This window comes from Plantactinospora sp. DSM 117369 (genome assembly GCF_053764795.1).
The window spans coordinates 7,510,334-7,536,131 of record NZ_CM132446.1; the positions used below are offsets into that span (position 1 = coordinate 7,510,334).

General features: G+C 71.6%; 23 protein-coding genes and 1 tRNA gene. 9 read left to right on the top strand and 15 right to left on the bottom strand.

The window, feature by feature from the left end; all coding sequences use genetic code 11:
- Positions 1-52 precede the first annotated feature (52 nt).
- On the bottom strand, positions 53-1,558 hold the full coding sequence (gene rpsA / locus ACSMXO_RS31895) for a 30S ribosomal protein S1 (protein ID WP_346262226.1): 1,506 nt from the start codon (positions 1,556-1,558) through the stop codon (positions 53-55).
- A 406-nt stretch (positions 1,559-1,964) separates the two neighbouring features.
- On the opposite strand from rpsA, the gene ACSMXO_RS31900 reads away from it, so the two are divergent.
- The 4 genes from ACSMXO_RS31900 (at position 1,965) to ACSMXO_RS31915 (ending at position 4,146) form a co-directional block, all read left to right on the top strand.
- Positions 1,965-2,810, top strand: coding sequence for a class I SAM-dependent methyltransferase (locus ACSMXO_RS31900; RefSeq protein WP_455414965.1), 846 nt, complete (start codon positions 1,965-1,967; stop codon positions 2,808-2,810).
- A 28-nt stretch (positions 2,811-2,838) separates the two neighbouring features.
- Positions 2,839-3,441: a Uma2 family endonuclease gene (locus tag ACSMXO_RS31905; protein WP_455414966.1), complete on the top strand. Its 603-nt coding sequence runs from the start codon at positions 2,839-2,841 to the stop codon at positions 3,439-3,441.
- 98 nt (positions 3,442-3,539) lie between these two features.
- Positions 3,540-3,716, top strand: coding sequence for a hypervirulence associated TUDOR domain-containing protein (locus ACSMXO_RS31910; protein WP_346262229.1), 177 nt, complete (start codon positions 3,540-3,542; stop codon positions 3,714-3,716).
- Positions 3,709-4,146, top strand: coding sequence for a DUF3140 domain-containing protein (locus ACSMXO_RS31915; protein WP_346262230.1), 438 nt, complete (start codon positions 3,709-3,711; stop codon positions 4,144-4,146). The genes ACSMXO_RS31910 and ACSMXO_RS31915 overlap by 8 nt, the downstream gene beginning before the upstream one ends.
- A 22-nt stretch (positions 4,147-4,168) precedes the next feature.
- Here the strand turns inward: ACSMXO_RS31915 and polA are convergent, their stop codons facing one another.
- The 8 genes from polA to ACSMXO_RS31955 form a co-directional block, all read right to left on the bottom strand.
- Positions 4,169-6,856: a DNA polymerase I gene (gene polA / locus ACSMXO_RS31920; RefSeq protein WP_346262231.1), complete on the bottom strand. Its 2,688-nt coding sequence runs from the start codon at positions 6,854-6,856 to the stop codon at positions 4,169-4,171.
- Positions 6,857-7,048: 192 nt separating this feature from the next.
- On the bottom strand, positions 7,049-7,759 hold the full coding sequence (locus ACSMXO_RS31925; RefSeq protein ID WP_346262232.1) for an ABC transporter ATP-binding protein: 711 nt from the start codon (positions 7,757-7,759) through the stop codon (positions 7,049-7,051).
- Positions 7,749-8,651: an ABC transporter ATP-binding protein gene (locus ACSMXO_RS31930; protein ID WP_346262274.1), complete on the bottom strand. Its 903-nt coding sequence runs from the start codon at positions 8,649-8,651 to the stop codon at positions 7,749-7,751. The genes ACSMXO_RS31925 and ACSMXO_RS31930 overlap by 11 nt, the downstream gene beginning before the upstream one ends.
- Before the next feature lie 31 nt (positions 8,652-8,682).
- Positions 8,683-9,831, bottom strand: coding sequence for a branched-chain amino acid ABC transporter permease (locus tag ACSMXO_RS31935; RefSeq protein ID WP_346262233.1), 1,149 nt, complete (start codon positions 9,829-9,831; stop codon positions 8,683-8,685).
- Entirely contained in the window at positions 9,828-10,811 is a 984-nt protein-coding gene (locus ACSMXO_RS31940; protein ID WP_346262234.1) for a branched-chain amino acid ABC transporter permease, read from the bottom strand. The genes ACSMXO_RS31935 and ACSMXO_RS31940 overlap by 4 nt, the downstream gene beginning before the upstream one ends.
- Before the next feature lie 64 nt (positions 10,812-10,875).
- Positions 10,876-12,021, bottom strand: coding sequence for a branched-chain amino acid ABC transporter substrate-binding protein (locus tag ACSMXO_RS31945; protein ID WP_346262235.1), 1,146 nt, complete (start codon positions 12,019-12,021; stop codon positions 10,876-10,878).
- A gap of 287 nt (positions 12,022-12,308) precedes the next feature.
- A complete protein-coding gene (locus tag ACSMXO_RS31950; RefSeq protein ID WP_455414967.1) occupies positions 12,309-13,484 on the bottom strand; it encodes a hypothetical protein in 1,176 nt (391 codons plus the stop codon).
- Positions 13,485-13,582: 98 nt separating this feature from the next.
- The gene (locus ACSMXO_RS31955) at positions 13,583-14,200 is read right to left on the bottom strand and encodes an ANTAR domain-containing response regulator (protein ID WP_203862146.1); all 618 of its coding nucleotides are present in this window, start codon (positions 14,198-14,200) and stop codon (positions 13,583-13,585) included.
- A gap of 86 nt (positions 14,201-14,286) precedes the next feature.
- Between ACSMXO_RS31955 and ACSMXO_RS31960 the strand changes: the two genes are divergently transcribed.
- Positions 14,287-14,359: transfer RNA gene (locus ACSMXO_RS31960), tRNA-Leu, on the top strand.
- Positions 14,360-14,423: 64 nt separating this feature from the next.
- Here ACSMXO_RS31960 and ACSMXO_RS31965 read toward each other — a convergent pair.
- From ACSMXO_RS31965 to ACSMXO_RS31980, 4 genes are all read right to left on the bottom strand, one after another.
- On the bottom strand, positions 14,424-16,187 hold the full coding sequence (locus ACSMXO_RS31965) for an FtsX-like permease family protein (protein WP_455414968.1): 1,764 nt from the start codon (positions 16,185-16,187) through the stop codon (positions 14,424-14,426).
- Between the two features lies 1 nt (position 16,188).
- The gene (locus ACSMXO_RS31970) at positions 16,189-16,917 is read right to left on the bottom strand and encodes an ABC transporter ATP-binding protein (RefSeq protein ID WP_455414969.1); all 729 of its coding nucleotides are present in this window, start codon (positions 16,915-16,917) and stop codon (positions 16,189-16,191) included.
- A complete protein-coding gene (locus tag ACSMXO_RS31975; RefSeq protein ID WP_455414970.1) occupies positions 16,914-17,153 on the bottom strand; it encodes a hypothetical protein in 240 nt (79 codons plus the stop codon). The genes ACSMXO_RS31970 and ACSMXO_RS31975 overlap by 4 nt, the downstream gene beginning before the upstream one ends.
- Before the next feature lie 335 nt (positions 17,154-17,488).
- The gene (locus ACSMXO_RS31980; protein WP_455414971.1) at positions 17,489-18,319 is read right to left on the bottom strand and encodes a class II fructose-bisphosphate aldolase; all 831 of its coding nucleotides are present in this window, start codon (positions 18,317-18,319) and stop codon (positions 17,489-17,491) included.
- A 215-nt stretch (positions 18,320-18,534) separates the two neighbouring features.
- On the opposite strand from ACSMXO_RS31980, the gene ACSMXO_RS31985 reads away from it, so the two are divergent.
- Positions 18,535-19,923, top strand: a complete 1,389-nt coding sequence (locus ACSMXO_RS31985; RefSeq protein WP_455414972.1) for an FGGY-family carbohydrate kinase — start codon at positions 18,535-18,537, stop codon at positions 19,921-19,923.
- A gap of 49 nt (positions 19,924-19,972) precedes the next feature.
- Complete coding sequence (gene pfkB / locus ACSMXO_RS31990; RefSeq protein WP_346262242.1) at positions 19,973-20,950, top strand: 1-phosphofructokinase; 978 nt, start codon at positions 19,973-19,975, stop codon at positions 20,948-20,950.
- 67 nt (positions 20,951-21,017) lie between these two features.
- Here the strand turns inward: pfkB and ACSMXO_RS31995 are convergent, their stop codons facing one another.
- On the bottom strand, positions 21,018-22,601 hold the full coding sequence (locus ACSMXO_RS31995) for a methyltransferase domain-containing protein (protein ID WP_455414973.1): 1,584 nt from the start codon (positions 22,599-22,601) through the stop codon (positions 21,018-21,020).
- A gap of 76 nt (positions 22,602-22,677) precedes the next feature.
- Between ACSMXO_RS31995 and ACSMXO_RS32000 the strand changes: the two genes are divergently transcribed.
- On the top strand, positions 22,678-23,259 hold the full coding sequence (locus tag ACSMXO_RS32000; RefSeq protein WP_346262245.1) for a helix-turn-helix domain-containing protein: 582 nt from the start codon (positions 22,678-22,680) through the stop codon (positions 23,257-23,259).
- A 43-nt stretch (positions 23,260-23,302) separates the two neighbouring features.
- Here the strand turns inward: ACSMXO_RS32000 and ACSMXO_RS32005 are convergent, their stop codons facing one another.
- The gene (locus ACSMXO_RS32005; protein WP_455414974.1) at positions 23,303-24,502 is read right to left on the bottom strand and encodes a low temperature requirement protein A; all 1,200 of its coding nucleotides are present in this window, start codon (positions 24,500-24,502) and stop codon (positions 23,303-23,305) included.
- A gap of 185 nt (positions 24,503-24,687) precedes the next feature.
- Between ACSMXO_RS32005 and ACSMXO_RS32010 the strand changes: the two genes are divergently transcribed.
- On the top strand, positions 24,688-25,698 hold the full coding sequence (locus tag ACSMXO_RS32010; RefSeq protein ID WP_346262247.1) for an LLM class flavin-dependent oxidoreductase: 1,011 nt from the start codon (positions 24,688-24,690) through the stop codon (positions 25,696-25,698).
- The last annotated feature ends 100 nt before the right edge of the window (positions 25,699-25,798 follow it).

Sequence of the window (25,798 nt, forward strand, 5' to 3'; positions counted from 1 at the left end):
CCGGTCAAGCCGGTCCGGGAAGCGGGCCTCCGCCGCCTGTACTACGCGTCGACTACTTGCCGCCGGCGAGCTTCTCCCGCAGTGCGGCGAGAGCCTCGTCGGTGGCCAGCGTGCCGGCCGGCTCCTCCGCCTGGCGGGCCGGAGCGGTGCTGGTGGACGAGGTGCCGCCACCGCCACCACCGGCGCCACCGGTCGCGGCCGCCGGGTTGGCCGCAGCTTCGGCGTCGGCCGCCCGGGAGTTCTGCACCTGCTTGGTGTGCGCCTCCCAGCGGTTGCGAGCCTCGGCGTACTGCTGCTCCCACGCCTCCCGCTGCTTGTCGAAGCCCTCGAGCCACTCCCCGGTCTCCGGGTCGAAGCCCTCCGGGTAGATGTAGTTGCCCTCGTTGTCGTAGGTCGCGGTCATGCCGTAGAGGGTCGGGTCGAAGTGCTCCTCGCCCTCGACGAAGCCCTCGTTGGCCTGCTTGAGCGAGAGCGAGATCCGCCGCCGCTCCAGGTCGATGTCGATGACCTTGACCATGACGTCCGAGCCGACCTGGACGACCTGCTCCGGGATCTCCACGTGGCGCTCGGCCAGCTCGGAGATGTGCACCAGGCCCTCGATGCCGTCGTCCACCCGGACGAACGCACCGAACGGCACCAGCTTGGTGACCTTACCCGGCACGATCTGCTGGATCGCGTGGGTACGGGCGAACTGGCGCCACGGGTCCTCCTGGGTCGCCTTCAGCGACAGCGAGACCCGCTCGCGGTCGAGGTCGACGTCCAGCACCTCGACCTCGACCTCCTGGCCGACCTCGACGACCTCGGACGGGTGGTCGATGTGCTTCCAGGAGAGTTCGGAGACGTGCACCAGACCGTCCACGCCGCCAAGGTCGACGAACGCGCCGAAGTTGACGATCGAGGAGACGACGCCCTTGCGGACCTGGCCCTTCTGCAGCTTGTTGAGGAACTCGGTACGCACCTCGGACTGGGTCTGCTCCAGCCAGGCCCGGCGGGACAGCACCACGTTGTTGCGGTTCTTGTCCAGCTCGATGATCTTGGCTTCGAGCTCCCGGCCGACGTACGGCTGGAGGTCCCGCACCCGACGCATCTCGACCAGGGAGGCGGGCAGGAAGCCACGCAGCCCGATGTCCAGGATGAGGCCGCCCTTGACCACCTCGATGACGGAGCCGCGGACGACACCGTCCTCGTCCTTGATCTTCTCGATCGTGCCCCAGGCGCGCTCGTACTGGGCCCGCTTCTTCGAGAGGATCAGCCGCCCCTCCTTGTCCTCCTTCTGGAGGACGAGGGCCTCGATGTGGTCACCGACCGACACCACCTCGGCGGGATCGACGTCGTGCTTGATCGACAACTCGCGCGAGGGGATGACGCCCTCGGTCTTGTAGCCGATGTCGAGCAGGACCTCGTCCCGATCGACCTTGACGACGGTGCCTTCGACAATGTCGCCGTCGTTGAAGTACTTGATGGTCTCGTCGATCGCGGCGAGGAAAGCTTCCTCGGAACCGAGGTCGTCGACGGTGACCTTGGTGGCGCTCGAGGGGGCCTCGATGCTGCTCGTCATGTGGGCGGTTGCTCCGGTCGGATGGATGTCACAGCAGGTTTGTGTCGCGGTGACCCTTTACGCCTGCGGATCCGTCGTCAGGTGCACCGGGCGATCGCTGCTCCGACCGCGGGGATTATCCGACGACCGCGGACCTGCTCCCTGCCGAGGCACACGATCCGCGAGCGCATCGAACAGCTTACCGTGCGCATTACCACAGCATGCAAGCCCTCCCCGCACGTGATGAGATCCGCTGTCCACTGCTCGGGAAGAGGTCGCCGAGGCGCCGTGGTCCGCGCCCGGAGAGCACCTTACCCCGCACCGGTACCGGCAAACGGCAACCGAACCGCGCCGAAACGGTCGGTGACGCCGCCCTGGCCGGGACCCGACCGGCGCCCGCGCCGCCCCCGGGCACTAGCGTGGCGGGATGCCCGAGAACACCCTGGCCGAGCTGCCCGAGGACGACCCGCCCGGGGTGCTCCGGCGCCCCGTCACCGACGGCGAGAGCCGGCGGGCCAACCGCCGCTGGTGGGATGCCGACGCCGACGACTACCAGGCCGAACACGGGGCGTTCCTGGGCCAGGCAGACTTCGTCTGGTGCCCGGAGGGGCTGCGCGAGGCCGACGCCCGGCTGCTCGGCAAGCTGGCCGACCGGCGGGTGCTCGAACTCGGCTGCGGCGCGGCCTCGGCGGCCCGCTGGCTGGCCGGCGAGGGTGCCCGGCCGGTCGGGCTGGACCTCTCCGCCGGCATGTTGCGGCACGCCGCGCTCGGGGCCACCGCCTCCGGGGTACGGGTGCCGCTGGTCCAGGCCGACGCCCTCGCGCTGCCGTTCCGGGCGGCCAGCTTCGACATCGTCTGTACCGCGTTCGGCGCGATCCCGTTCGTGGCGGACTCGGCGGCAGCGCTGCGCGAGGTGTACCGGGTGCTCCGGCCCGGCGGCCGGTGGGTGTTCTCGGTCACCCACCCGATGCGGTGGATCTTCCTCGACGACCCGGGCGAGGGCGGGCTGGTCGTCAAGCACTCGTACTTCGACCGCGACCCCTACGTCGAGCAGGATGCCACCGGCACCCCGACCTACGTCGAACAGCACCGCACCCTCGGCGACCGGGTACGCGAGATCGTCGGCGCCGGCTTCGTACTGCGCGACCTGGTGGAGCCGGAGTGGCCGGCCGGCCACGAGCAGATCTGGGGGCAGTGGAGCCCGCTGCGCGGCCGGCTCTTCCCCGGCACCGCCATCTTCGTCTGCGACAAACCGGACAGCGCGGCGACCTGACATCGGGCCGGCTCAGTATGCTGAGCCGATGAGCGCCGAGCCGGTCGCGGACATGCCCGGGCCCTGGCAGCCGGACCCGGTCCGGCAGCGCCAGGCCGGCTACCGGCTGGAAGACCTGCTGCGCCTGCCGCCGGACGCCCCCCGGGTCGAACTCGTCGACGGAGTCATCCACGTGGTCCCCTCCCCCACCCTGGGCCATCAAGACATCTCGTACCTGCTCCGGCGTTGGCTCGGCGACCACGCACCGGAGCACCTGCGGGTGGCGCAGGCGGTCGGGGTGGCGCTGGGCGCCGACTACACCCGGGAGCCGGACGTCCTGGTCTACCGGGCGGAGGTCTCGGGCGACCGACACTTCCTGCTGCCGCACGAGGTGGTGCTCGCGGTCGAGGTCGTCTCGCCCGGCACCCGGCGTACCGACCGGTTCAGCAAGCCGGCCGAGTACGCCGCCGCCGGCATCGCCTGCTACTGGCGGGTGGAGCAGGATCCGGTCCGGGTGTACGCCTACCGGCTGGCCGACCGGCCCGGGCGCAGCGGCAACCGGGAGTACGAACTGCTCGCCGAGGCCGACGAACTGCTCGAACTGGTCCAGCCGTTCCCGATCACGTTGCCGATCGGCGACATCACCCCGTAAGTCCCCTTCCTGCCCCGGCCCGCGTACCGGTTACCGCCCCGGCCGGTCGGGTAGACCGCCGTATGCCAGAGCGGAGGAAGCTGCGCAGGGGCGACCGGGTGAGTTGGCGTAGCCACGGTTCCCGCGCGTACGGCACGGTCCAGGAGGAGATCACCGAACGGACGTACGCCGGGAAGCGCACCGTCGCCGCGTCCGAGGAGAATCCGCAGTACCGGGTCCGCACCGACGAGGGGCGGGACGCGGTGCACAAGCCGGAGGCGTTGTTCGATGAGTAGTCGGGACGACGACGGCCGGGACACCGTCCGGGAGTTCCGGGAGGCGGTGAACATGAACCCGGGCGAGTTGGGCAGGTGGCTGGCGACCGACGACTCGAAGGCGGTGGGTTGGCGCCGGGGCGGCCGGGGTGGCGGCGAGTCGGTCGGGCACGAGTCCGGCCGGCGGATCGTCGACCTGCTGCGCAAGCGGGCGAACCAGTTCACCGACCGCGACTTCGCGCACATGCGCAAGGTCGTCGGGTACGTCCGGCGGCACATGGCCCAGCGCCCGGCCGGCGACGTACGCGACACCAGGTGGCGCTACTCGCTGATGAACTGGGGCCACGACCCGCTGAAGGCGCCGCTGCCGGCGGTCGGCGGACCGTCCCGAAAGGCCCGGCAACGGCACCAGGAGGCCGAACGCTCATCGGGCCGGAACCGGCGCCGCTGACGCTCGACCCCGGCCGACGCCGTCAGTGGTCAGCGCTGTTCCAGTCGGAACCGACGCCGACGGAGACCTCCAGTGGCACGGCCAGCGGATAGGCGCCACCCATCTCGCGCCGGACCAGCGCCTCAAGGTCGGCCCGCTCGCCGGGCGCCACCTCGAAGACGAGTTCGTCGTGCACCTGGAGCAGCATCCGGGAGCGCAGGTCGGCGTCGCGCAGCGCGGTGTCGACGTGCAGCATCGCCACCTTGATGATGTCGGCAGCCGAGCCCTGGATCGGGGCGTTCAGCGCCATCCGCTCGGCCATCTCCCGGCGCTGCCGGTTGTCGCTGACCAGGTCGGGCAGGTAGCGCCGACGGCCGAGGATGGTCTCGGTGTAGCCGTCCTTCACCGCCTTCTTCACCACGGTCTGGAGGTAGTCCCGGACCCCGCCGAAGCGGCTGAAGTATTCCTCCATCAGGGCGCGGGCCTCGTCGGCGGCGATCCCGAGCTGCTGGCCGAGGCCGAACGCGCTCAGCCCGTACGCCAGGCCGTAGTTCATCGCCTTGATCTTGCGCCGCTGGTCCGGGGTGACCTCGGCCACCGACACCCCGAAGACCGAGGACGCGGTCGCGGCGTGGAAGTCGGCGCCGGAGTTGAACGCCTCGATCAGCGCGGCGTCGCCGGAGAGGTGCGCCATGATCCGCATCTCGATCTGGCTGTAGTCGGCGGTGAGTAGGCAGTCGTAGCCCGGCCCCACCACGAAGGCCCGGCGGATCCGCCGGCCCTCCTCGGTGCGGATCGGGATGTTCTGCAGGTTGGGGTCGGTGGAGGAGAGCCGGCCGGTCGCCGCGACCGTCTGGTGGAACGTGGTGTGGATTCGGCCGTCGTCGGAGACCGACTTGAGCAGGCCGTCCACCGTGGACTTGAGCCGGGCCACGTCGCGGTGCCGGAGCAGGTGCTCCAGCAGCGGATGCGGCTGCTGAGCGTAGAGCCACTGCAGGGCGTCGGCGTCGGTGGTGTAGCCGGTCTTGATCTTCTTGGTCTTGGGCAGGCCGAGCTCGGTGAAGAGGATCTCCTGCAACTGCTTGGGCGAGCCGAGGTTGAACTCCCGCCCGATCACCCCGTACGCCGCCTGGGCCACCGCCTTCACCTCGCCGGCAAAGTGCGCCTCCAGCTCCGACAGGTAGTCGGTGTCGGCGGCGATGCCGGTCCGCTCCATCGCGGCGAGCACCTCGACCAGGGGCTGCTCCACCTCGCCGAGGAGTCCGGCCGACTGCTCGCCGTCCCGGGACAGCTCGGCGCCGATGGCATCGGCCAGGTCCAGGGTGGCCCGGGCCCGGAGCATCAGGTTCTGCTCGACCTCGCCGTCGTTGCCCAGGCCGTCGAAGGCGAGCTGGCCGGTCTCCGGCGCGTCGACCTTCAACTCCCGGTGCAGGTAGCGCAGCGCCAGGTCGGTGAGGTCGTAGGAGCGCTGGTCGGGGCGGGCCAGGTACGCGGCGAGAGCGGTGTCCCGGGCCACCCCGCGCAGCGTCCAGCCGTGCGCGGCGAGGGCCAGCAGCGCCGGCTTACTGTCGTGCAGCACCTTGGGCCGTTCCGGGTCGGCCAGCCAGCCGGCCACCGCCGCCTCGTCGGCCTCGGTCAGCCCGGCCGGGTCGAACCAGCCTCCCACCCCGGTCGCGGTGGCCAGCGCGACGCCGGTCAGCGCGCCGGTGCCTCGGCCGAACGAGCCGGCGACAGCGATCCCGACCGGAGTGCCGGGCCGCACGTGCTCGGCGAGCCAGCCGGCCACCTCTCCGGTCGGCAGGACCTTGCCGGCCAGGTCGAAACCGGCCTCGGCCTCCGGCTCCACCGCGTCGAGGTATTGGTAGAGCCGGTCCCGCAGGATGCGGAACTCCAGGGTGTCGAAGACCTGATGCACCGCCTCCCGGTCCCAGCCGGGCCAGCGGGTGTCCTCGGCGCGCAGCGGCAACTCCAGGTCGGAGACCAGGCAGTTGATCTCGTAATTCCGGATCACGTCGGCGAGCCGTTCGCGCAGGTTGTCGCCGGCCTTGCCCTTGATCTCGTCGGCCCGGGCCACCACACCCTCGACGCCGCCGTATTGCAGGATCCACTTCGCGGCCGTCTTCGGGCCCACTCCCGGCACGCCGGGGAGGTTGTCGCTGGTCTCGCCGACCAGCGCCGCCAGGTCGCGGTACTGCTCCGGACCGACCCCGTAGCGCTCGGCGACCGCCGCCCGGTCAATCCGGGCCAGGTCGGAGACGCCCTTGCGGGGGTAGAGCACGGTGATCCGGTCATCGACGAGTTGGAAGGCGTCCCGGTCACCGGTGCAGATCAGCACCTCCATGCCGGCGTCCCGGCCCTGGCAGGCGAGGGTGGCGAGCACGTCGTCGGCCTCGTAGCCCGGCTTCTCCACCGTCGGCACCCGGAGCGCGGCCAGCACCTCCTTGACCAGGCTGACCTGGCCGGCGAACTCGCCCGGCGTCTCCGAGCGGCCGGCCTTGTATTCGGCGTAGCGCTCGGTGCGGAACGACCGCCGGGAGACGTCGAAGGCCACCACGATGTGCGTGGGGCGTTCGTCGCGGAGCACGTTGATCAGCATCGAGGTGAAGCCGTAGACCGCGTTGGTCGGCTGCCCGGTCGTGGTGGAGAAGTTTTCCACCGGCAGGGCGAAGAACGCCCGGTATGCGAGCGAATGACCGTCGAGCAGCAGCAGGCGCGGCGTGGAAGCTGTCACGATAGGCGACTCTAGTCCGCACCCCCGACAGCGCATCCACCGCCGGGCCGCCCGGCGGACTCGGCGGTACGCCCGGTCCGGCGGTGCCGATCGGCGACGGGCCGGCGGGGCGGCGGCCCGACCTGGAACGTGCCAGCGCAGCCGCGGAAGCCCCGGTCCGGACGACCGGACCGGGGCTTGCCGGGTACGGGATCAGGCGACCCCGAGATAGGCCTCCTTGACCGCCGGGTCGTGCAGCAGTTCCTGGCCGGTGCCCTCCTTGACGATCCGGCCGGTCTCCAGCACGTAACCCCGGTGCGCCCGGGAGAGCGCCTGCTGGGCGTTCTGCTCCACCAGCAGCACCGTGGTGCCCTGCTGGTTGATCTCCGTCACGATGTCGAAGATCTGCTTGATCACCAGCGGAGCCAGCCCCATCGAGGGCTCGTCCAGCAACAGCAGCTTCGGCCGGCTCATCAGGGCCCGGCCCACCGCCAGCATCTGCTGCTCGCCACCGGAGAGCGTGCCACCGGCCTGCTTGCGCCGCTCGGCCAGCCGGGGGAACAGCCCGAACACCCGCTCCAGGTCGGCGGCGATCCCAGCGGAGTCTCGCCGGGTGTACGCCCCCATGTCCAGGTTCTCCAGGACCGTCATGCCGGGGAAGATCTGCCGGCCCTCCGGAGACTGGCAGAGCCCCCGGCCCACCCGCAGGTCGGCCCGGAGCCGGCTGATGTCCTCACCGGCGAACCGGATCGCACCGCCGGCCAGCCCTCGGATGCCGGAGATGGCCCGCATCGTGGTGGTCTTGCCGGCACCGTTGGCGCCGATCAGGGCCACGATCTCGCCCTCGTCGACGTGCAGGCTGATCCCGTGCAGGGCTTCGATCCGCCCGTACGCCACCGTGACGTTCTCGAGTTCAAGCAGCATCGACGGACTCCCCCAGGTACGCGGCGATCACCCGCGGGTCTCGGCTGACCTCTTCGGGCGTACCCTCGGCGATCTTGGTGCCGAACTCCAGCACCACGACCCGGTCGGTGACGCCCATGACCAGCCGCATGTCGTGCTCGATCAGCAGCACGGTGTGGCCCCGGTCGCGGATCTGCCGGATGAGCGCGAGCAGTTGCTCCTTCTCCGCCGGGTTGAACCCGGCGGCCGGCTCGTCCAGGCAGAGCAGCTTCGGCTCGGTGGCCAGCGCCCGGGCGATCTCCAGCCGGCGCTGGTCGCCGTAGGAGAGGTTGCGGGCCACCTCGTTCGCCCGGCCCTCGATGCCGACGAAGCGGAGCAGTTCCAGCGACTTCTTCTCCGCCGCCCGCTCCTCCAGAGTGTGCCGGGAGATGCCGAAGATCTTGGCGCAGGTCAGGCGCACCTGCTGCCAGGTCCGGTAGAGCGGGACCTCCGAGTCCACCACCGGCAACTCCTCCGGCTTGGGCTTGACCCGGTAGGACCGGAAGAGCGCCCCGATCACGCTGGTCTTGTGCCGGGAGTCCGTCCCGACCATCACGTTCTCCAGCGCGGTCATCTCGGGGAAGAGCCGGATGTTCTGGAAGGTACGCGAGATGCCCATCCGGCTGATCTCTGGCGGCTTCCGGCCGCTGACCCGGGCGCCGGCGAAGCGCACCTGGCCTGACGTCGGCTTGAACACCCCGGTCATCACGTTGAAGCAGGTGGTCTTGCCCGCGCCGTTCGGACCGATCAGCCCGAGGATCTCGCCCTCGTGGATCTGGAAGCTGACCTCGTTGAGCGCGACCACGCCGCCGAAGCGGAGCACGACCTGGTCGATCTCGAGCAGCAACCGGCGTGGTCCGGGCTGGCTGGGGATCGCCGGCTCGCGGGCCTCCGTAGAGGTCGTCTCAGACACTGACCTTCGCCTCCTTCGCCCGGTCCTGTAGTTCACGGGCACGCCGCCGGCTGGGGATCAGACCCTGCGGCCGCAGGACCATCACCACCACCATCGCGAAGCCGAACGCCACCCACCGGTAGTCGCTGACGAACCGGAACCGCTCCGGCAGGTACGCCAGCAGCACCGCACCGAACGCGACCCCGACCATGTTGCCCGAACCGCCGACCACCACCATCGCGACGAAGAGGATCGAGAGGGTGGCGTTGAACTGGCTCGGGTCGATGAAGGCGTTCCGGCTGGCGAAGAGGAACCCGGAGAGGCCGCCCAGCGCCGCGCCGATCGCGAACGCCCAGAGCTTGAACTTGAAGCCGTTCACGCCCATCACGGCGGCCGCGTCCTCGTCCTCCCGGATCGCCAGCCAGGAGCGGCCGACCCGGCTGTTCTCCAGCCGGCGCACGGCGAAGACCATCAGCAGCACGACGGTGATCGCCAGCCAGTACCAGGGCTTGAGGTCCTGGAGACCGAAGATCTTGTTGTCCGCGGACGGCGCGCCCTCCGGCCCGGGGATCGCGGAGATCCCGGCGGCGCCGTTGGTGACCCCGGTGAGGTTACGGGCGACGATCCGGATGATCTCGCCGAAGCCGAGCGTGACGATGGCCAGGTAGTCACCGCGCAGCCGCAGCGTCGGCCAGCCCAATATCACCCCGGAGGTGAGGCTCAGCGCGATCGCCAGCGGGATGCAGATCGCCCACGCCACCGCCCAGGTGGGTTCGAGGTCGAAGGTCCGCTGCATCCACTTGACCACCGGCGAGTTCGTCGAGCCGAACAGCGCCACGCTGTAGGCGCCGATCGCGAAGAACCCGATGTAGCCCAGGTCGAGCAGGCCGGCGAGCCCGACCACCACGTTCAGGCCGATCGCGACCAGGACGTAGATGGCGCAGGTGAAGAGCACGCCCGCCCAGCTGTTGCCGCCGTCGATCGAGTCGGTACGCAGCCAGGTCAGGCCGGGGATGCCGAGCAGGGGAAGGTAGTAGAGGAACGCGATGAACGCGAGGATCCCGACGATCCGCTGCCAGGGCGGCAGTGCGGTCCAGCGGTCGGCGATCCCGGAGAGCGCGGCACGGCGGCGGGCCTCGGTGGCCCGGAGCTTGTCCATCATGCGCGGGCCCTCCCGAGCGACTCGCCGAGCAGACCGGTCGGCCGGAACATCAGCACGACGATGAGCACCACGAACGCCACCACGTCCTCCCAGGCCGAGGTGTAGAGCGTGGCGGCGTAGACCTCGACCAGGCCGAGGAAGAGGCCGCCGAGCAGGGCGCCCCGCAGGTTGCCGATCCCGCCGAGCACCGCGGCGGTGAACGCCTTGAGGCCGAGGACGAAGCCGAGACTGCTCTGGGTGAAGCCGAAGCGGACGCTCCAGAGCAGCGCCGCGGCGCCGGCCATCACCCCGCCGAGCACGAAGATGAGCATGATGACCCGGTCCTGGTTGACCCCCATCAGGGCGGCGGTCTCCGGGTTCTGGGCCACCGCCCGCACGCCGCGGCCGTACCGGGTCCGGTTGATGAACCAGTCCAGCGCCGCCATCATCACCAGAGCGGAGACGAAGACGATCGCCTGCACGTTGGTGATCGCCGTGTCACCGATGGTGAGCAGCGGCTTCTGCTCGATAATCGTCGGCATGCCGACGATCTGGCGCTCCCGACCGAACAGCGTGGGGAAGACGCCGCCGACGAGTCGCGGCAGCAGCAGGCCGAGGATCTCCACCAGCACGAGCGAGAGTCCGATCGCGGTGATGAGGAAGACCAGCGGTGGCGCGTTGCGCTTGCGCAGGGGTTTGTATGCGATGCGTTCCAGTGCCAGCGCGGTACCGCCGGAGGCGACCGCAGCGGCGACCAGACCGATGATGAGGAAGAGGATCGCCTGCCCGGCGGCGGGATGGTCCTGCATCCCGAACGCGGTCCACGCGCCGAGGACGGCGAAGGTACCCACCACGAAGACCTCGGAGTGGGCGAAGTTGATCAGCCGGAGTACGCCGTAGACCAGGGTGTAACCGAGGGCGATCAACGCGTAGATCGCGCCCTTGGAGAGACCGTCGACGGTGTGCTGGCCGAAGTGGCCGAATAGTTCGTCGAAGTTCACAAAAGCTCCTTGCATCGAGCGCGGCCGGGGGGTTCTCCCCCGGCCGCCCTCAAAAAGAACCCGGTCAGCTGATCTTGAGTTCCTGCAGCGCGGTGATCTGCTTGTTCTTCACCTCGTACGCCCAGATCACGACCTTGGTCGGGTCCACGTCGCCCTTGCCGTCGAACTTGATGTACTTCGACACACCCTGCTTGTCGTAGGCCTTGACGAAGTCAAGGATGTCCTTCCGGGTCTGCTTGCCCGCGTCGAACGCGTCCAGGAAGACCTTGGCACCGTCGTAGCCCTCCGCGCCGTACGAACCCGGCGCGATGTTGTACTCCTTCTGGTAGTCCGCCGAGAAGGTGCCGCCGGCCTTGTCGGCGGGCAGGCACGGGCAGGTGATGACGGCGCCCTCGGCACCGCCGGCCGCGCCCTCGGGGAACGCCGGGTCGTAGAGACCGTCCGGACCGATGAACTTCGCGGTCACACCCGCGGCGCGCATCTGACGGACCAGCGGAGCGGCCTCACGGGTGTAGCCGCCGTAGAACAGGTAGTCGGCGCCACTGCTCTTGATCTTGGAGACGGTGGCGTCGAACTGCGACTGCCGCTCCTGGATCTTGTCGGTGGCCACCACCAGCGGGCCGAGCGCCTTGCCGAGCTCGGCGGTGATGCCCGCGCCGTACGCGCTGCCGTCGTCGACGACGAAGACCTTCTGCGCGTTCTGGCCCTTGAGGTAGGTCGCCACCGCGGCGGCCTGGGTGCCGTCGTGACCGACCACCCGGAAGAACGAGGTGTTGCCCTTCTGGGTCAGGTCGATCCGGGTGGCCGACGGGCTCACCATGGCCAGGCCGGCGGCCTGGTAGACCGGCATCGTCGCGTCGCTCTCACCGGAGAAGTGCCCGCCGATCACGCCGAGGAACGACGCGTCGCCCGCGATCTGGCTCGCGAACGGGGTGGCAACGGCGGGGTCGCCCTGGGTGTCGAACTCCTGCAGGGTGACCTGGCAGTCCGGCTTCGCCGCGTTGTGCTGCTTGACGGCGAGCTTGGCGCCGTTCAGCGACGGGATGACCAGACCCGCGTTGTCACCGGTGAACGCACCGAAGATCGCGATCTTGCCGCCACAGGCCTCAGCCTCGGTGCTGCCGCCGCCCGAGTCCTGGCAGCCGGCCGCGGCCACCATAACCGCCGCCAGGGCGGTGGTGCTCAGCGCCCGTACATACTTACGCCTCACGGCTCCTTGACCTCCTCAAGATGCAGGCGACGACGGCCTGGTGGCGGGTAGTGCCGGGATCGGCCCACCCCACCGCCGGACGATTAACGTCCACCTGCGTTACGGCTCGTGATGGCGGAGCGTACCGAGGCTTATTCGGTCAAGGAAAGGTCTGGGGGCCGGGCTTGCCAAACCGTTACGAACACGTGCACACCTTTGACCACAGCCGTAACAACCGAGTCCGGCTACGCCCCTTATCTGACCTGCTGTCCGGTCCCGCCCGCACCCGTCTCCGGGGCCTCGACGGGTTACGTTCCGGAGGACAGCCGGGTGCTCCAGACGGCCGCCTCCCGGCCGTCGTCCACGGCCAGCAGCACCTGGTCGGCTACGGCGAACACGCTGACGTCCCGGTTCGCGCCGGCCGGCATCGGCACCGGCCCGGTCACCGGCCGCCAGCCGCGGCCCTCGTCCGCGCCGGACCAGAGCGAGTACGACGCCCCGTCGGAGACGGCGGCGAGCAGCCCGTCCCCGGCCACGGCCAGCGCGCCCACCGCCGGAGCCCCGGCGGAGCCGTGCGTGCCGAATGCGCCGGCCGACTCCCAGCCCTGCGGTCCGCGCCGCCAGACACCGAACTCCTTGCCCCGCAGTCCCACCGCCACCGGTGTCCCCGCCAGCATCACGACCCGCTGCAGTTCCTCGTACGCCTCGGTCGCCGGCACCGGATCCCGCTGCCAGGTCCGGCCGTCCGGCGAGGTCCAGCCGAGCGGGTCCCGGTCGATCCGGCCGCCGGGCGGCAGGATGCCGCCGACCATCAGCCAGCCCTGCGGGGTCGCCACCGCGTCGAAGCCCCAGGTCGTGCCCCGTCCGTCGGTGGCTAGCTCCGGCACGCCCTCCATGATCTCGAACTCGCCCGCGTCGGCGGAGACCCAGGAGGCCACCCCGCTGGACCGGTTACCGGCGATCAGGTAGCCCCTCGGACCCGCGACCAGCCGGGCGACGTTAACCGCCGTCGGACCGCCGTACAGCTCGAACCGGGCCTCGACCTCCACCAGGGAGCCGTCGGGGAGCTGCCGCCAGCTGCTCGCCCGGGGATTGCCGTGCGCCCCGCCCGGCTTGTCGCCGAGGATCGCGACCCGGCCGTCGCGGCAGGCCGCCGAGTAGAGCACACTGCGCCGCCCGTAGTAGCCCTTCGGCTCCAGCGACATCGCCGCCCAGGTCACCCCGTCGGTGCTGGTCCAGGCCGCCGGCCGGGTTTCTCCCGCGGCCCCGCCGATCCCGCCGACCGCATACCACCGGCCGGCACAACCGGTGACGTCCCGCACCATCGGTCGGCCGGGGGTCCCGGCCGGTGCGGGCAGGGTCAGCCGCTGCCACTGCGGCCGGACCGGCTCGGGTGGCGGCTCCGGCGCGGGCTCCGAACAGCCGGCGCCGAGCAGCACGGCCGCGAGGACCATGGCGCCGATGCCACGCCGTCCGGGGAACATCGCCCGAGTGTAAGCCCGGAGTACGACGCCGAGTGCCCCTCGACCGACTCCGGGAGGCCCCCTCGACCGGTCCCGAACAAACCCCTCGGCCGGCGGACTCAGCCTGCCTCGGCCGGCTCCGCGCCGGTGCCCTCGGCCAGGATCCGCTCGGCCACCTCGCGCATCGTCATCCGGTGGTCCATGGCGGTGCGCTGGATCCACTTGAACGCCTGCGGCTCGGTCATCCCGTAGGTCGTCATCAGCGCACCCTTGGCCCGCTCCACCGTCTTGCGGATCTCCAGGCGGTCGGTCAGGCCGGCCACCTCGGCCTCCAGAGCGGCGATCTCCGAGTAGCGAGACAGCGCGATCTCGATCGCCGGCACCAGGTCGCTCTTCTGGAACGGCTTGACCAGGTACGCCATCGCGCCGGCCGCCCGCGCCCGCTCCACCAGGTCCCGCTGGCTGAACGCGGTGAGGATGACCACCGGGGCGATCCGGCCACCGGCGATCCGCTCCGCCGCGGCCAGCCCATCCATGATGGGCATCTTGATGTCGAGGATGACGAGGTCGGGCTTCAACTCCTCGGCGAGGCGCACCGCAGTCTCGCCGTCGCCCGCCTCCCCCACCACGTCGTAGCCCTCCTCGACCAGCATTTCGGCCAGGTCCAGCCGGATGAGCGCCTCGTCCTCGGCGATCAACACCCGCCTACGCTCGGTACCAGCCTGAATGTCGGCCACGAGCCCCTACCCCCAACTACATTTCCGACACCTGCCCAGCCGGGTGTCGCCGCCCTCAGCGTAGTGGGTAGTCTTATCGACGCCAGGCCCCTGTAGCCCAACGGCAGAGGCGCGATTCTCAAAAGATCGAAAGTGTGGGTTCGAATCCCACCGGGGGCACTCGACACATACGCGTTTTGCCTGGTCGGGGACAGCTTGAGTGCGGAGCCAGGCACGACGGCTGTCAGGTCGGTGCGGACTGGAGTGTGTCCACGACCGGGCGCCGTGTGGCAACCATCGCCGGGATGGCGGTGAGTGCGGCGATGGCGAGCAGGACCCCGAGTGCGGTGGCGAGCAGCCAGGAACCGGGTGGGTACTGGACCTCGCCGGTGCTGAGGAACGTAACAAGCCCGATGCCGGCCGGGACCCCCACGGCGACGCCGGGTATGGCGGGAAGCAGTTGCGCCACCGCCAGGCCCACGCCGGCCTGTGCGGGCGTGGCACCCAGCGTCCGCGCGACGGCCAGCGGCTGCCGGGCGTCGAGGACCGCGGACCAGGTGCTCACGACGGCGTTGATGAGCGCAAGAGTGCACAGCACGACGGTGAGCAGGAGCGTGGCCTGCTCGCCCCGTTCCCATCGGGGATTGGCGAGCTCCGTGTAGCCGAGGTCGAAGTGCACCACACGGGTGTTGACCAGAAGTATGGCGACGAGTGCGGTCGTGGTGATCAGGGTGTTCACGGTGATCAGCCGGGCCCGGCGCGGCCGGCGCGCGTTGATCCGCACCCCGATCAGCAGGGCGGTGGGCAGCTGCCGCGACAGCCAGATACGCCACCATCGGCGCCGCGGTGGCGTTGCAGCGTCGGCCAGTGCATGGACGGTGCTGGTGGCGGCGGCGCGCACCACTGGTACCAGAGTCGCCGCCACAGCGATCGTGAGGGCGAGGGCCGTGACGGCGATCACCGTGCGCAGCGCGGGTGGCTGGGTGTTGACGGAACCGATGAGTCCGGCGCTGGGGCGGATCAGCACGGGTGCGGCGAACCAGCCCGCGGCCAGGCCCGTGGCGGCGGCGGCGAGCCCGATCACGAGGTACTCGGCGAGGTGGACGGCGGCGATCATGGCAGGTCCGGCGCCGACGGCCTTGAGCAGCCCCACCCGGCGGCGCTGGCCGATGATCCGGCCCGCGACGATGCCGGCGACGCCGGCCAGCGCAAGGCCGCTGAGCAGCCAACTGCCGACGAGCAGCGCTATCCGCGCGTCGCTGTACAGCCGACCGTTGAGGTGGCCGATCGCCTGCCAGGTGGTGAGTTGGTCGCCGACGGGGTACGTAATGCTGGCCGCCGGGTCGGCGAGTTTGAGATTGAGGGTGTACGACAGCGGCTGGCCGCCCGCGAGCCTGGCCATGTCGCTGCGGTCGACCCAGACCAGGCCGCCGCGCTCGACCAGCACGCTGCCCGGGTAGTGCCACCCGGCGTACGGATACGTCGCTCTCGCGGCGGTGACCGCGGTCCCGATCACGCGCAGCGGATGGCCGTCGACGCTGACCGTGTCGCCGGCACGGATGCCGAGGGCCTCGGCGAAGGCACGCTCGACGACCACGCCGCCGGGGCGTACCCAGGTGCCGTCGGTCACGGCGGGCCGATCGATCGATACGGGTGCGCTGTCCCGCCCCTCGACGACGGCGTGCGCGGACTTGCCGCCGGCCGTCATCGTCAGGTAGGCGATCGGGAAGGGGCCGCTGTGATCGGTGACGCCGGCCGCGGTGGTCAGCGATGCGAGCTCGTCCAACGCGGCCTGACCGGTGGCCCGGGGTGTCACGATCACGTCCGGGCCGGCGGTGGCGGTCCGGGTCTGCTGGTACGGCCGGTCGGCGATGTCGTTGAGGGTGAGGCCGAGGGTCAGCGTGGCGGTGGCGGCGGTGATGGCGACCAGGAGCAGGACGGTTTCGGTCCGGCGGCGACGCAGATCCCGCATCAGCAGCCGGCACACGAGCAGGAGGCGGCCGGACATGTCAGCGCCGCCCGTCGTAGACGGTGCCGGTAGCCATGCTGGCGAATCGGTTGTCGTCGGCGAACGCCCCGTCGCGCATGGAGATCACCCGGTCGGCGACCGCGGTGATGCGGGCGTCGTGGGTGACCACCACGAGGGTCTGTCCCGCGGCGCGCAACGCCTCGAACAGCCGCAGTACCTCCAGGGTGGCGGAGCTGTCCAGGTTGCCGGTGGGTTCGTCGGCCAGCACGACCAGCGGCTCGTTGCTCAACGCGCGGGCGATGGCGACCCGCTGGCGCTGCCCACCGGACAGCGCCGAGGGCAGGTGCGCGGCGCGGTCGGCCAGCCCGGCCCGGTCCAGCAGGTACATCGCCCGCTTGCGGGCCCGCCCCGGTGACTGGCCGGCCAGCAGCGCGGCCAGCTCGACGTTCTCCACCGCGGTGAGCTCGTCCATGAGATGAAACGACTGGAAGACGAACCCGACGCTGTCGCGCCGCAGCCGGGCCAGGGCCCGCTCGCTCATCGTGTCGATCCGGTGCTCGGCCAGCCACACCTGCCCACCGGTCGGGCGTTGCAGCCCGCCGAGCAGGTGCAGCAGGGTGGACTTGCCACAGCCGCTCGGCCCCATGATCGCTAACGTCTGTCCGGCGGGCACGTCCAGGTCGACCTCGTCAACCGCGCGTACCAGCGTGTTGTTCGAGCCGTACCGTCTGGTCAGCCCACGGGCCCGCAGCGCCATCGATCCGGTCATGCCTCCGCCTTCCGCCCAGTCCGATCACGCTCGGCCCACATGCGCTCGCCTGCCTCCAGCCACTCCAGGTCGGCCCGCAGCCGCAGCACGACGCCCTCCAGCAGCACCCCGGCAACCGGATCCACCGAACGGTCCAGCGCCGCGCGCTGGGTGTCACGCAGCCGGCGCAGCACCTCGCGTCGTTGCGCATCGACCAGCGCCACGGGATCAGCAAGCCGACCGGCCGCGGCGGCCACCAGCTCCAGGTTCTTCCTCGTCGATGAACCCTCTCACGGAGACCTCGCGGCTTGGTCGACAGGACGGCACGGACGCCGTAACTCGACGCGAAGTCGCCGCCGCCGCTCAGCTCGACATGGTCGCCGGGGTAACTGGCCCTGACCCATCAGCGCCTTCATCGTCTTGCCCTTGGTCCGGACCTGGTACGAGGAGGTGGGAGACCCCGCCGGGCCGCCGGGCCGGACCCTGGCCGGACCGGCGGCCCGGCGGACCGCACGGGGAGGTGGGGAGGTTCAATACTGAGCCGCCATGGACGCGTGCCGCGCCGTCGTTCAGCACCTTCCTGACCCGTCGCTCAGGAGATCGTGCTGACCAGGTGGGCGACGGTCCGGGCGATCGCGTCCCGCGCCGGTGCCAGGTATTTCCGCGGGTCCAGGACCGGCGCGGCCGCCAGCTTGGCCCGGACCGCCTCGGTGAAGGCGACGTTCAGGATGGTGCCGACATTGATTTTCACGATCCCGGCCCGCACGGCCCGGACCAGGTCGTCGTCGGGGACGCCGGAGGAGCCGTGCAGCACCAGCGGCACCGGCAGCGTCTCCCGGAGCCGGCCGATGAGCGCGAAGTCGAGCGTGGCGGTCCGGTCGGTCATCGCATGGGAGCTGCCCACCGCCACCGCCAACGCGTCGACCCCGGTCGCGGCGACGAACTCGGCCGCCTCGGTCGGATCGGTACGGACCCCCGGGGCGTGTGCGCCGTCCTTGCCACCGACCTCACCCAGCTCCGCCTCCAACCACAGGCCGCGCGCGTGCGCCCAGCCGACCGCCTCCACTGTGGCGCTGACGTTGGCGGTGTAGTCGAGTCTCGACGCGTCGAACATCGCCGAGCTGATCCCGGTCCCCTCCGCGGCGTGTAGCAGGTCCCGGCTCTGCACGTGGTCGAGGTGAACGGCCACCGGCACGGCGGCGAGCTCGGCCACCGCGGTGACGGCGGCGGCGATCGGGGCGAGCCGGCCGTGGTGGAAGCGAACGGCGTTCTCGCTGATCTGGAGGATCACGCCCCGGCCGGCCTGCTCGGCTCCGGCGACGATTCCTTCGGCGTGCTCCAGCGTGATCACGTTGAAGGCGGCGATCGCCGTGTTCGCGGCACGGGCGCGGTCGACCAGTTGGCCGGTGGCGGTAAGGGGCATCCGGTGCTCCATTTTCCGTGGGGGGTGCCAGAGTGAACCTTTCAACCTCCCCTTGCGGTCCGGCGGACCGCAAGGTCGGACGCGGTGCGTGAGCGCCGCGCGGTCCAGGTTGAAAAAGGTTCAGTGGTGCCAGCCCTTGACAGCTTTCCCGATCGAAAACAAGTATTCCCATCCTTGAACAACCGGCTGGCACCGCATCAGCGGGAGGTGACGAGGTGGCAGTTGCACTGCTCGTCGGCCTCGACGTCGGCACCACGACCAGCAAGGCCGTGGTCTTCACCGACACGGGTGAGCCGCTGTCCCAGGCCTCGGCGGCCACGCCCTGGACAGCCACCCGGACCGGCGCCGAACTCGACGCGACCGCCCTGCTCGGCTCCGCCCTAGCGGCCCTGGCCGGCGCGCTGGCCGCCGCCCCGCCCGGTCCGGTCGCCGGACTCGGCGTGGCGAGCCTGGGCGAATCCGGAGTGCTGCTGGACCGGTCCGGCGCTCCGGTCGGCCCGGTCGTCGCCTGGCACGACACCCGGGACGAGACGGAACTGGCCGACCTGTACGCCCGGATCGGCCCGGAGAGCTTCGCCCGCACCACCGGGCTGCCGCTGCGGCAACAGTGGGCGCTCACCAAGCACCGCTGGCTGCTCACCCACCATCCGGAGACCCGGACCGCCGTGCGCCGGCTCAACATCGCCGAGTGGGTGGTCCGCAGGCTCGGCGGTGCGGAGGCCGCCGAACAGTCCCTCGCCTCCCGGACCGGCTGGCTCCGGCTCGACGACCGGGACTGGTGGCCCGAGGCGCTGGAGTGGTCGGGGGCGCGCGCCTCGCTGATGCCCGAGGTGGTGACCGCCGGAACCGCGCTCGGCACCGTCGGCGCGGGGGGCCGACTCGACCGGCTCACCGGAGCCACGCTCACCGTCTGCGGCCACGACCACCAGGTCGCCGCGATCGGCGCCGGCGCGGTACGCCCCGGCGACGAACTGGACTCCTGCGGTACGGCAGAGGCACTGGTCCGGTCGGTCCCGCCGGGCCTGGCCCCGGAGACCGTCGCCGGGCTGGTCGCCGCCGGGGTCACCGTCGGGTGGCACGCCCTGGCCGATCGCTGGTGCCTGCTCGGCGCCACCACCGGAGGACTGGTGCTGCAACGGGTGCTCGCCGGGCTCGGCCTGGACCGTGCCGACCTGACCCGAATCGACACCCTCGCCGAGCAGGTCCAGCCGGGCCGGGTCGGGGTGCGAATCACCGACGAGGGCCGGTCGGTGGTCGTACCGGCGGGGGAAGCCGCCGAGCCGGCGGAGATCTGGCGGGCGGCGCTGGAGACGGTCACCGACGAGATCGGCGTCATCCACGACGCGATGACCGCGTACAGCGGTGACCACCACGACCTCGTCGCCGTCGGCGGCTGGTCGCGCAGCGAGGCGCTGATGGCGGCCAAGGCCCGCCGGCTCGGCCCGGTACGCCGTTCCCCGGTCGTCGAGGCGGGGGCGCGCGGCGCCGCTCTGCTGGCCGGGCTCTCGGCCGGGGTCTACGGCAGCGTGGACGACTTCCCGGACGCCCCCGGTACCCCGGCAGGAGTGCACTCCGGCGACACCGTGGCCGGGGGGCGGTGGTGAGGCAGCGATCGCCCGAGCCGGCCTGGCCCGGCCGGCACGTGGAGTACCTGTGATTCTCACCCTGACCCCCAACCCGAGCGTCGACCGGACGGTTTTCATCGACGCCCTACCCCGTGGGACGGTGATCCGCAGCCGTCGCGGCTGGAACGAACCCAGCGGCAAGGGCGTCAACGTCGCGCTGGCCTTGCAACGCCACGGCCGACCGGTCACCGCCGTCCTGCCGGTGGGCGGTTCGGTCGGCGCCCAGCTCTCCGAGATGCTCCGGCTGGCCGGACTGCCCGTTCGGGAAGTGCCGGTGCGGGGTGAGATCCGCAGCAACATCAGCCTGGTCGAGCCGGACGGCACCGTCACCAAGGTGAACGAGCCCGGTCCCGAACTGGACGCCGGGGAGACCGAGGCGCTGGTGCGCGCAGTCCTGGACAACCTCGCCGGCGTCACCTGGCTGGCCTGCTGCGGCAGCCTGCCCGACGGCGTACCGCCGGACCTGTACGCCAAACTGGCCGAGGCGGCCCGGTCCCGCGGGGTCCGGGTCGCGGTCGACACCTCCGGCGAGCCGCTGCGGGCCAGCCTCGCCGGCCGACCCGACCTGGTCAAACCGAACTCTTCCGAGCTGGCCCACCTGGTCGGCCGGCCACTGCGGACGTTCGGCGACGTGATCGACGCGGCGCTCCAGGTCCGCAAGCTCGGCGCCGGCGCGGTGCTGGCCAGCCTCGGCATCGACGGCGCACTGCTGGTCGAGGCCGCCGAGGTACGGCACGCCGAGGCGCGGGTGCCCCGAGTGGTCAGCGCCGTCGGTGCCGGTGACGCCGCCCTGGCCGGCTTCCTGCACGGCGGCGGGACGGGCATCGCCGCGCTCCGTACCGCCGTGGCCTGGGGCACGGCCGCCGTCCAGCACGAGGGAACGCTCTTCTCCGCTGCCGGCCCGGATCAGGCGGTGCTGGTGAGCGGCGACGTCGACCCGGGCCGGCCGCTACGGGATCCCGACGCCGTCCTCGCCCGGGCCGAACCCGTCACCCGGCCCGCCTGACCGGGGCGGCGCCGTCCGCTCCGTACGGTGGCGCCGCGCTGAGCCACCGGGCCCGCCCCCGGGTCGGCTACCGGCGGCGGGCGACCAGTACCGCGTCGGAGATGATGATCTCGCGTCCCTCCTGGTCCACCACCGGCCGGGGCCGGGTCTCGGCGGCCAGCACCGTCCAGGCGGTCGGGTCGAGCCCGGACGCGACCTCCTCGGCGGTGTACATCATGTCCGGGAAGTGCATCCGGTGTGCCGAGGTACGCAGATCGGACGGGTGGTGCCCGACGATCAGCAGGGTGCCGCCGGGGGCCACCGCGGCGGCGAGCCGGCCGAACACCTCCCGTCGGGTCTCGCCGGGCAGGTGCATGAACTGCGCGGAGACCAGGTCGTACCGGCCCTCGGCCGGCGGCTGCTCGCGCAGGTCCGCGTGCCGCCACTCGATCCGGCCGGCGACCTCGGCACCGGCCGCCTCGGCGTGCGCGGCGGCCCGGCCGAGTGCCGTGGTCGAGATGTCCACCCCGGTCACCTGCCAGCCCCCCTCGGCGAGCCAGATGGCGTCGGCGCCCTCTCCGCTGCCGACGTCGAGCGCCCGGCCCGGCGCCAGCCCGGCCGCCTCGGCCACGAGTTGCGGGTTGGGGCGGCCGCTCCAGATCGCCGGGCGGGCCTGGTAGCGCTCCTCCCAGCCCTCCTGCTCGAACATCGTGCGCACCTGGTGCCGGTAGGACTCGACGGCGTTGCGAGTCTCCTCGGCGACCAGGTCGATGTTGATCTGCGCACCGGCCATCAGGCCGGACGCGGCGGCCGAGATCACCTGGGCGCGTACGTCCGCCACGTTGCCCGCCACCCAGACCCCGGGCACCGCCAGCCCGCTCGGGTCGGCCGGGATCTGGCTGCCGACGACGTGCCCGCCCATCTCCACGTCGACCGGCTTGACCCCGAGCGACTCCAGCAGGCCGGCCCGGGCGGTGAACCGGGGCGCGACCACGAGGGCGTCGAGCGCGACGACCTCGCCCGAGGCCAGGCGTACCCCGGTGAGCTGGTCGTCGACGATCTCCAGCCCGGCGACCGGGCCGGGGACCACGGGAATGGCCCGCGCGGCGAGCTGTTCGGCGTCGGAGGGTTCCAGTGTCGGGGCCTCGTGCGTCAGCAGCATCACCTGGGGGCTCCACTGCCGCCACAGGTTCACCTGGTGCACCGCCATGGCGGTCGGCCCGGTCACCAGTACGCCGATCCGCCGGTCGCGCACCTCCCAGCCGTGGCAGTACGGGCAGTGCAGCACGTCGCGGCCCCACCGCTGCGCCAGCCCGGGCAGCTCGGGCAGTTCGTCGACCAGGCCGGTCGTCACCAGCAGCCGTCGGGCCCGCAGTTCGGTGCCGCCGTCCAGGGTCAGCCGGAAACCGTCGCCGTCCCGGGCGGCCGTCTCGACCCGACCGGTGCGGATCTCGCCGCCGTACCGGGTCACCTCGGCACACCCGTCCGCCACCAGCTCCGCCGGAGGTGTGTTCTCCCGGCCCAGGTAGTTGTGCACCCGGTCGGCCGGTGCGTTGCGCGGCTCCCCGGCGTCCACCACCAGCACCGACCGCCGGGCCCGGGCCAGCGCCAGCGCTCCGGCCAGCCCGGCGGCGCCGCCACCGACCACCACCACGTCGTATGTCTTCTCCACGCTGCGCTCCCCTTCCTCGCACGGTACGCCTCCACGGTGCGGCGCGTCGGGACGGTCAGCAACTATCCTTGCCGGTATGGCAAAGGACGAATTCGCGTTGACCTCGGTCGGCCCCCGGCTGCGGGAGCTGCGCAGGCAGCGGGGCAATACGCTCACCCAGCTCGCCGAGTTCACCGGCATCTCGGTGAGTACCCTGTCCCGGCTGGAGTCCGGCGGCCGCAAGCCGACCCTGGAGTTGCTGCTGCCGCTCGCCCGGGCCTTCCAGGTCTCCCTCGACGAACTGGTCGACGCGCCCGCCACCGCGGACCCCCGGGTACATCCCCGGCCGATCGTCCGGCACGGCATCACGTTCCTCCCGCTGACCCGCCGGCCGGGCGGTTTGCAGGCGTTCAAGCAGATCCTCCCGCCGAACACCCCGGGCGGCGAGCCGGAACAGCAGACCCACGAGGGCTACGAGTGGCTCTACGTGCTCTCCGGGCGGCTGCGCCTGCTGCTCGGCGAGCATGACCTGATCCTGACCCCGGGCGAGGTCGCCGAGTTCGACACCCGGGTCCCGCACCACGTCTCCAACCCCGGCCCCGGGGTCACCGAGGTCCTCTCCCTCTTCGGACCGCAGGGCGAACGCCTGCACGTCCGGGCCCGCCCGACGGCACGCTGAGCCGGGCCGCCCAGCCGGGCCCGCCGGTCGGTGTTCGGGGCGGTCAGAGTGGCGAGGCGGGGGGTTTCGGCTGGCGGCCCCGGGTCCGGGCCAGGTCGTGCAGGGTGATGCCCAGCAGGATCGTGCTCACGGTGCCGGCCACGGCCAGCGGCGGCACGAAGAGCATGCCGGGCGTCGCCGCCACCAGCGCGACGATGCCGAGCAGCCGGGACCGGAGGACCGTGCCGAAGACCTCGTACCCGAACCGGGCCCGGCCGGCAAGGAAGAGCAACGGGCCGCCGACGATGACCCCGACCCAGGCGCCGTCGGTGTGCCCGAGCGGCCGGGCCACCACGAGTTCGTACCCGACCGCGGTGGTGACCACCCCGGCCACGATCACCAGGTGGGTGTAGGTGGCCGACCAGGCGAACCGGGCCGGGTCGCGGGCGGTGCCGAAGGCCGCGGCCAGCAGGAACCCGGCCTGGAAGAAGTAGACGCGCCAGAGCAGCACGGTGGTGGTGAAGGCGATCAGGAAAGCGGCCGACTGGGCGGCGGTGAAGTCGCCGCCGCTGAACGCGAACCCGGTGACCAGGATCGACTCGCCGAGCGCGATCAGGAAGAACTGCTGGTACCGCTCGGCGATGTGCTCGCCCGCGAAGGCCCATTCCGGGCTCGTCGACGAGCCCAGCCGGGGGGTGGGCCAGCGCAGCAGGTGGCCTAGATAGTCGGCGACCAGCGCCAGGCCCCAGAGCAGCAGCCGGAGGTCGCCGGTGACGAGTGCCCCGACGATCCAGAGCGGGGCGGTGCAGAGTACCCAGAAGACCAGCCGGACGGAGATCCGCTGCCGGGGGTCGCCGCGCAGGGTCAGCCCCAGCACGAACGGCCGGCCGAACTGGAGCAGTACGTAGGCGAGCGCGAACATCAGCCCGTGCCCGCCGAACGCCTGGGGTACGGCGACCGCCATCACCATCGAGCCGAACATGGTGGCCACCACGACGCCCTGGACCAGCGGCCGTTCCGGGTCGAAGCGGCTGGTCATCAGGGTGGTCATCGACCAGAGCAGCCAGAGGGTCAGCAGCAGTACCAGCGCGCGCAGCGCCTCGAGGAAGACCTCCTGGTCGAGTTGGGTGAGGTCGTGCACCAGCCGCTGCGAGACCCGGGTCAGCGCGAAGACGTAGACCAGGTCCAGGAAGAGTTCCAGGAAGGTCGCCCGTGGCGAGCTTTCCTCCCTCCGCAGCAGTTCCGCCCCGCCACCGAGTACCATCCGCCCGCCTGTTTTCCCCCGCTCCGGGACACTGCCGTCGAAGGCTCACGTCTCCTGCCAGAGGATTACCACGGGGCACCGGTCCCGGAAGCGGGGCCGGGCAAACCCGTCCGGCGAGACGCGGGAAATCCGCCGGTGGAGGCGCCGCCCGGAAGAAATCCGGCCCGTCGCCGGTTGCCGCACGTGTGATCGACGTACCGTTGTCTGTCCTTGACCTCGCACCGGTCGCCGCCGGCACCACCGCCGGCGCGGCCCTGCGGCACACCACCGAACTCGCCCGGCGCACCGAGGAACTCGGCTATCACCGGTTCTGGGTGGCCGAACACCACAACATGCCGGCGATCGCCAGCTCCGCCCCGGCGGTGTTGATCGCCCACGTGGCGGCGGCCACCTCGACCATCCGGGTCGGGTCCGGCGGGGTGATGCTGCCCAACCACGCGCCGCTGGTGGTGGCCGAGCAGTTCGGCACGCTGGAGGCGCTGCACCCGGGCCGGATCGACCTCGGCATCGGCCGGGCGCCCGGCACCGACCAGCCGACCGCGCTGGCGCTGCGCCGGACCATGGCGGGGCTGTCGGCCGAGAACTTCCCGGAGGAGCTGGACGACCTGGTCAACTACTTCACCGGGGAGCGGCCGGGCCCGATCACCGCCACCCCGGGCCAGGGTGACCGGCCGGAGATCTGGCTGCTCGGCTCCAGCGGGTTCAGCGCCCAGCTCGCCGGGCTGCTCGGCCTGCCGTTCTCCTTCGCGCACCACTTCAGCGCGGCGAACACCCTGCCGGCGCTGGCCCTCTACCGGCAGAGCTTCCGGCCGTCGCGCTGGCTGGACCGGCCGTACGCGATGGTGGCGGTCAACGCGGTCTGCGCCGAGGACGACGAACGGGCGGAGTGGCTCTCCGGCCCGGCCTCGCTGTCCTTCCTGCGGCTGCGTACCGGCCGGCCGGCCCCGCTGGCCACCCCGGAGGAGGCGGCGGCGTACCCGTACACCGAGTTGGAGCGGCAGTTCGTGCTCGAACGGCGGGAGGGGCAGGCGCTCGGTTCGCCGGAGACGGTACGCCGGCAGCTCACCGACCTGCAGGCCCGGACCGGGGCCGACGAGTTGATGATCACCACCCTGGTTTACGACATAGCCGACCGGGTGCGCTCGTACGAGCTGATCGCGGAGAAGGTCGCCGGCGGGCTCCGCCGGCAGGGCTGACCGGCCCGGCGATCTCCATGGGCGAGGCCGGTCGCGATCTCCATGGCGACGCCGGTCGCGGCGGTGGCCGTGACCGGCGTCACGCCGAATCGAGGTCGCG